General features: G+C 69.0%; 6 protein-coding genes. 1 reads left to right on the top strand and 5 read right to left on the bottom strand.

What is annotated here, in order from left to right:
- Positions 1-95: 95 nt before the first annotated feature.
- The 5 genes from C1I98_RS34420 to C1I98_RS34405 all read right to left on the bottom strand — a co-directional run bounded on the left by C1I98_RS34420 (position 96) and on the right by C1I98_RS34405 (position 4,333).
- Positions 96-578, bottom strand: a complete 483-nt coding sequence (locus tag C1I98_RS34420; protein WP_233508428.1) for a SixA phosphatase family protein — start codon at positions 576-578, stop codon at positions 96-98.
- A 7-nt stretch (positions 579-585) separates the two neighbouring features.
- Positions 586-720, bottom strand: a complete 135-nt coding sequence (locus tag C1I98_RS45200; protein ID WP_267898103.1) for a hypothetical protein — start codon at positions 718-720, stop codon at positions 586-588.
- 115 nt (positions 721-835) lie between these two features.
- Positions 836-3,133 carry a sodium-translocating pyrophosphatase gene (locus tag C1I98_RS34415; protein WP_111171504.1) on the bottom strand — a complete coding sequence of 766 codons (2,298 nt, stop codon included), beginning with the start codon at positions 3,131-3,133 and terminating at the stop codon, positions 836-838.
- Positions 3,134-3,509: 376 nt separating this feature from the next.
- Positions 3,510-3,980, bottom strand: coding sequence for an ATP-binding protein (locus tag C1I98_RS34410; protein WP_111171503.1), 471 nt, complete (start codon positions 3,978-3,980; stop codon positions 3,510-3,512).
- 2 nt (positions 3,981-3,982) lie between these two features.
- On the bottom strand, positions 3,983-4,333 hold the full coding sequence (locus C1I98_RS34405; RefSeq protein ID WP_111171502.1) for an STAS domain-containing protein: 351 nt from the start codon (positions 4,331-4,333) through the stop codon (positions 3,983-3,985).
- A 153-nt stretch (positions 4,334-4,486) separates the two neighbouring features.
- Between C1I98_RS34405 and C1I98_RS34400 the strand changes: the two genes are divergently transcribed.
- On the top strand, positions 4,487-5,475 hold a 989-nt coding region (locus C1I98_RS34400), incomplete at its 3' end, for a DEAD/DEAH box helicase (RefSeq protein ID WP_146607821.1).

Raw genomic sequence — 5,475 nt, 5'->3', positions numbered from 1 at the left:
ATCCCCCGCCCCCCGTTTTCCGCTCCACGGGGTTGTGCCCGGATCGGCCGGGCCTAGTCAGGCCGCCGCGCTCCAAGAATTCCAGGTCAGAGGGGTCAGCCGGCGGATTTGGGGGTCCACAGCGTGACGGCCCGCCCGGTCTCCAGCTCCGCCCAGGGAACCGCGGCCTCGATCACCGCGAACGCCCCCGGCGGAAACCCGGGGTCGCCTTCGCCCCCGGTGAGGTCCATGACCAGCTCGTGGACGCCCGGGTTGTGCCCTACCAGCAGAAGCGTCCGCACGCCGGGATCGGTACGCCGCACCAGCTCCAGTAGTTCGTCCGCGTACGCCTGATAGATCCCATGCTCGAAGTCGACCGGCGCGTCCGGGGCGAGCTGGGCGAGAGCCAGCTCCGCCGTACGTCTCGTACGCAGGGAGGGCGAGCACAGCACCAGGTCAGGACGCAACTCCAGCGCCTGCAAGGTCTCTCCGACGCGCTTGGCATCGCCTTCGCCCCGCCCCGTCAGCGGCCTCTCGCGGTCGGCCAGGCCGGGCGTGTGCGCCGCCTTGGCATGCCGCAGCACGACCAGGGTGCGCACCCCGGCCTCAAGCACCGGAGGCCCAGATCGAAAGGCCCACCAGCACGGCGAGCACCAGCACCATGGCCAGCAGGATGAACCCGAGCGTCTTGCCGCCCGAGGGCTTCGGCTTTTCCTTCGAGGGCTGGTCGGACCGGCTCACCGTGGCGCTCCTCCGTTCGTCTTCCACCAGTGTTCCACCCCCGTGACGCGGTACGGCCTGCGGTCCCCTCCAAGGAAACCGCAGGCCGTACCGACGAACTGACCGACCGGACCGGCTACTTGCCGACCGGCTGCGGCTCGCGCTTCTCGCTGTCCTCCGAAGGCGTGTCGCTCACCGAGCGCCGCTTGGAGATCACGACCGCGCCGGCCACGACCACGACCGCCACCGCCGTCACGCCGACGCGCAGCGCGACGTTGTCGGCGTAGGTGACGACGGCGGGCGCGACCAGCAGCGCGACCAGGTTCATCACCTTGATGAGCGGGTTGATCGCCGGGCCCGCGGTGTCCTTGAACGGGTCGCCCACGGTGTCGCCGATGACCGTGGCAGCGTGGGCCTCGGAGCCCTTGCCGCCGTGGTGGCCGTCCTCGACGAGCTTCTTGGCGTTGTCCCAGGCGCCGCCGGAGTTGGCCAGGAAGACCGCCATCAGCGTGCCCGAGGCGATGGCGCCCGCCAGGAACGAGCCGAGCGGCGCGTAGCCGAAGGCGAAGCCGACCGCGATCGGGGTCATCACCGCCAGCAAACCGGGCGTGGCCAGCTCGCGCAGCGAGTCACGGGTGCAGATGTCGACGACGCGGCCGTAGTCGGGCTTCTGGGTGCCGTCCATGATGCCCGGGTTGTTGCGGAACTGGTCGCGTACCTCGAAGACCACCCGCATCGCCGCGCGGCCCACCGCGCTGATCGCCAGGCCGGAGAACATGAACACCACCGCGGCGCCGATGATCAGCCCGACCAGTACGTTCGGTGAGTCCACGCTGAGGCTGAAGACGCTGGACCCGGCGAGTTGCTCCTCGACCGAGGTCCGGAACGCTCCGAACAGCGCGGTCGCCGCGAGCACCGCCGTGGCGATCGCGATGCCCTTGGTGATCGCCTTGGTGGTGTTGCCGACCGCGTCGAGCGAGGTGAGCACCTTGGCGCCCTCGCCCTCCACGTCACCGGACATCTCCGCGATGCCCTGCGCGTTGTCGGCCACCGGGCCGAAGGTGTCCATCGAGACGATGACGCCGACCGTGGTCAGCAGGCCGGTACCGGCCAGCGCGACCGCGAACAGCGCGATCGTCGTGTTGCCGAACCCGAGCAGGAACGCTCCGTACACCGCGCCGCCGATCAGGAGCGCCGAGTAGACCGCCGACTCCAGGCCGACGCTGATGCCGGCCAGGATGACCGTCGCCGGGCCGGTACGCGAGCTCTCGCCGATGTCCCTGACCGGACGCCGGTTGGTCTCAGTGAAGTAGCCGGTGAGGATCTGGATGGCGCTGGCCAGGACCAGGCCGATCAGCACCGCGCCGATCGCGATGATCCGCGGGTCGCCGCTCAGAGCCTGGATCTGCGCGCTGACGCCGGTCAGGTCGGCGAAGCTGCCCGGCAGGTAGACGTAGGCGGCGACGGCCACCAGCACCGCGGAGATGATCGCGGAGATGAAGAAGCCGCGGTTGATGGCGGACATGCCGCTGCGGTCGCCGGCCCGCGGGGCGGTCACGAAGATGCCGATGATCGCGGTGATGACACCGATCATCGGGACGATCAGCGGGAAGACCAGACCTTCCGTGCCGAACGCCGCCTTGCCCAGGATGAGGCTGGCGACCAGCGTCACGGCGTAGGACTCGAACAGGTCGGCCGCCATGCCGGCGCAGTCGCCGACGTTGTCGCCCACGTTGTCGGCGATGGTCGCCGCGTTGCGCGGGTCGTCCTCGGGGATGCCCTGCTCGACCTTGCCGACCAGGTCGGCGCCGACGTCGGCGGCCTTGGTGAAGATGCCACCGCCGACCCGCATGAACATGGCCAGCAGCGCCGCGCCGAAGCCGAAGCCCTCCAGCACGGTCGGGGCGTCGCCCTTGTAGATGAACACCACGATGGCCGCGCCGAGCAGGCCCAGGCCGACGGTGAACATGCCCGCGACTCCGCCGGTGCGGAACGCGATGCGCATCGCGGGCCGTTCGCCCGCCTCACGGGCCGCGGCGGCGACGCGGACGTTGCCCCGCACCGCCAGCCACATGCCCATGAAACCGGTCAGCGCGGAGAAGACCGCGCCGACCACGAAGAAGACCGACCGCCCGATCTGCACGCTGGTCGAATGCGCGGGCAGCAGGAGGAGGACCAGTGGAATGACGATGACGAATGGCGCGAGCGTCCGGAACTGCCGCCCGAGATAGGCGGCGGCCCCTTCCTGTACGGCTCGCGAGATGTTCTGCATGCGTTCGGTACCCTGACCGGCGCCGAGCACCTCCCGCACCAGACCGCCTGCGACGGCTAGTGCGAGCAGTGCGACGGCGGCCACCACGATCACGATCGTGAGATGGGAGCCGCTCAGGGAAACCGCTGTGCCCTCCACAGCGGCGAGATAAGGGCCAGACATCCGTTCTCCTCGGCAAGACGGGTACGTCCTGCCCGGACGGCGCTGCGATAATCACTCGGCGGGCTTTGGCGGCGCGCATCCGGGTCGGTAGGCAGTGCCGCTTCCGGTTGAGTCCACATACCTACCGCTTGCGTCCGCATACCTACCGCGGAGGTGGCGCGTGGCGGGACAAACCTTGGCCGGTGCCGGGAGTCTACGCAGCGGTGCCGCGGATATGAAGCCTCTCCGGCTGGTCAATTGGCTACGAGTCGGCTATCGAGCGTAACCATGCCAGGCTGACGGGCGATCTGACACGGCATGACTGGCTTCGTGGCGAAGATCGGACAGATTTCGCTCTAAGATGAAACCGGGGTTTCGGATGACCGAAACCCCGGGACTAGGCGGGGGTGACCCCGTTCGCCGCTGCGGGCCAGCTCATCCTGATGCGCATGCCCTTCGCACTGGGGTAGACCTCGACGTCGTCTGCGAGCCCCGCGATAACGGCTATCCCGAAGCCCGAAGAGAGGGAATCGGACATCAAGCCGAACTGATCGCTCGGGCCGCTCTGACCGCCCGGCCCGCCCATCAGCGGTGAGAGGTCGTTTTCCATGTCATCGCTCGGGGCCACGTCGGTCACGATCACCTCGAAACGCCCCGAGTCGTCGCGCAGCTCGATGCGGATCGGCTCTCCCGGACAATGCAGGCGGTGCGCCTCCACGGCCCGGGAACATGCCTCCCCCACCGCGAGCCGCACCTCGTCCAGCAGCGACTCCTCCACCCCGGTGCGGCGCGCGATCGCCGTGGCGACCAGGCGTGCCGTACGCACATGCGCGGGCAGTGCGCTGAACGTGAGCTCGACGGTCGCCATGACTACTTGTCTCGGCCGTGAGCTTCCTTGGCCTCGTCGACCGAGGCGTAGATCCCGAAGACCTTGGTGAGCCCGGTGATCCGGAAGATCTTCAGAATGCGCTCCTGAGTGCAGACGAGCTCCAGCGAGCCGTCGTGCGCCCGCACCCGCTTCAGGCCGCCCACCAGCACACCAAGGCCGGTCGAGTCGAGGAAGTCGACCTTCTCCATGTTGACGAGCAGGTGGAAGTTGCCCTTGTTGACCAGGTCGATCAGGAGCTCACGCAATCTCGGCGCGGTGTAGACATCGATCTCACCCTCGACCTCGACGATGGTGAGCCGATCCTCGGTACGGTGGTCCAACTTCAGATCCACTGATCCTCCAGCGCCTTGCCTGCGAAAGTATTGTTCTATCCCTGGCGCCCCGGAGGTGGGACTCCAGAACACCAGACCCCGACGCGCGGCATTCAACCACGGTCTGCCTCAGTGTCTATACGAAATCACGAGTCCCGGCGACTCTGCCCGCAGATGCCAGACTGGAAACCAGTGACTCCCTCTGCCTCCTCCTCGCATCGAGCAGACGCGCTGCTGGGCCGTCTGCTCGCGCTCACGGCGCGCCGCGAGCGCGTCACTCACGTGGAGCATGTTCCAGCACGTCAGGCCGGTCAAGCCCGGTGGCCCGACTGGACCCCCGAGCCGCTGGTCAGCGGGCTGCGGCCACTCGGGGTGACTGGACTGTGGCCCCATCAGTACGAGGCCGCCGAGCACGCCCACCGTGGCCAAAACGTGATCATTTCCACAGGGACCGGGTCCGGAAAATCCCTGGCCTACCTGGTGCCGGCGCTCACCGAGGTACTGGACGGCGGCACCGTCCTCTACCTCACGCCCACGAAGGCCCTGGCCGCCGACCAGCTCCAGAACCTCCAGGCCCTGCGCCTCGGCAAGCTGCGCGCGGCCTGCTACGACGGGGACACCCCGTTCGAGGAACGGGGGTGGGTCCGCCAGCATGCCAACTATGTACTGACGAACCCCGACATGCTGCATCGGTCCCTTTTGCCGCGACACTCCCAGTGGTCCTCCTTCTGGCGGCGTCTGCGCATGGTCGTGGTCGACGAGTGCCACGGCTACCGAGGCGTCTTCGGCTCCCACGTCGCCCAGATCCTGCGCCGCCTCCGCCGCGTCTGCGCCCGGTACGGCCGGCACCCCGTCTTCTTCCTCGCCTCCGCCACGGCGGGCGACCCGGGCGCCGCGGCGACCCGCCTCACGGGCCTCCAGATGGCCGAGGTGGCCATGGACGCCTCCCCCCGGGGCGCCACCACCTTCGCCCTCTGGGAGCCGCCCCTGACCGACCTGCGCGGCGAGGGCGGCGCCCCGGTCCGCCGCACCGCCACCGCCGAGGCCGCCGACCTCCTCACCGACCTCGTCATCGACGGAGTCCGCACCCTCGCCTTCGTCCGCTCCCGCCGCGCCGCCGAAACCCTCGCCCTCACCACCCGCACCAAACTCCACGACCTCCT

It is taken from the genome of Spongiactinospora gelatinilytica (genome assembly GCF_003236385.1).
GTDB lineage: Bacteria > Actinomycetota > Actinomycetes > Streptosporangiales > Streptosporangiaceae > Spongiactinospora > Spongiactinospora gelatinilytica.
The sequence above is the reverse complement of the archived record's forward strand: the minus strand, read 5'-3'. Positions and strand labels throughout refer to the sequence as shown.

Excerpts from the sequence above, each read along its gene's own strand:
- C1I98_RS34415 (WP_111171504.1), bottom strand. The coding sequence starts at position 3,133 with ATGTCTGGCCCTTATCTCGCCGCTGTGGAGGGCACAGCGGTTTCCCTG.
- C1I98_RS34410 (WP_111171503.1), bottom strand. The coding sequence starts at position 3,980 with ATGGCGACCGTCGAGCTCACGTTCAGCGCACTGCCCGCGCATGTGCGT.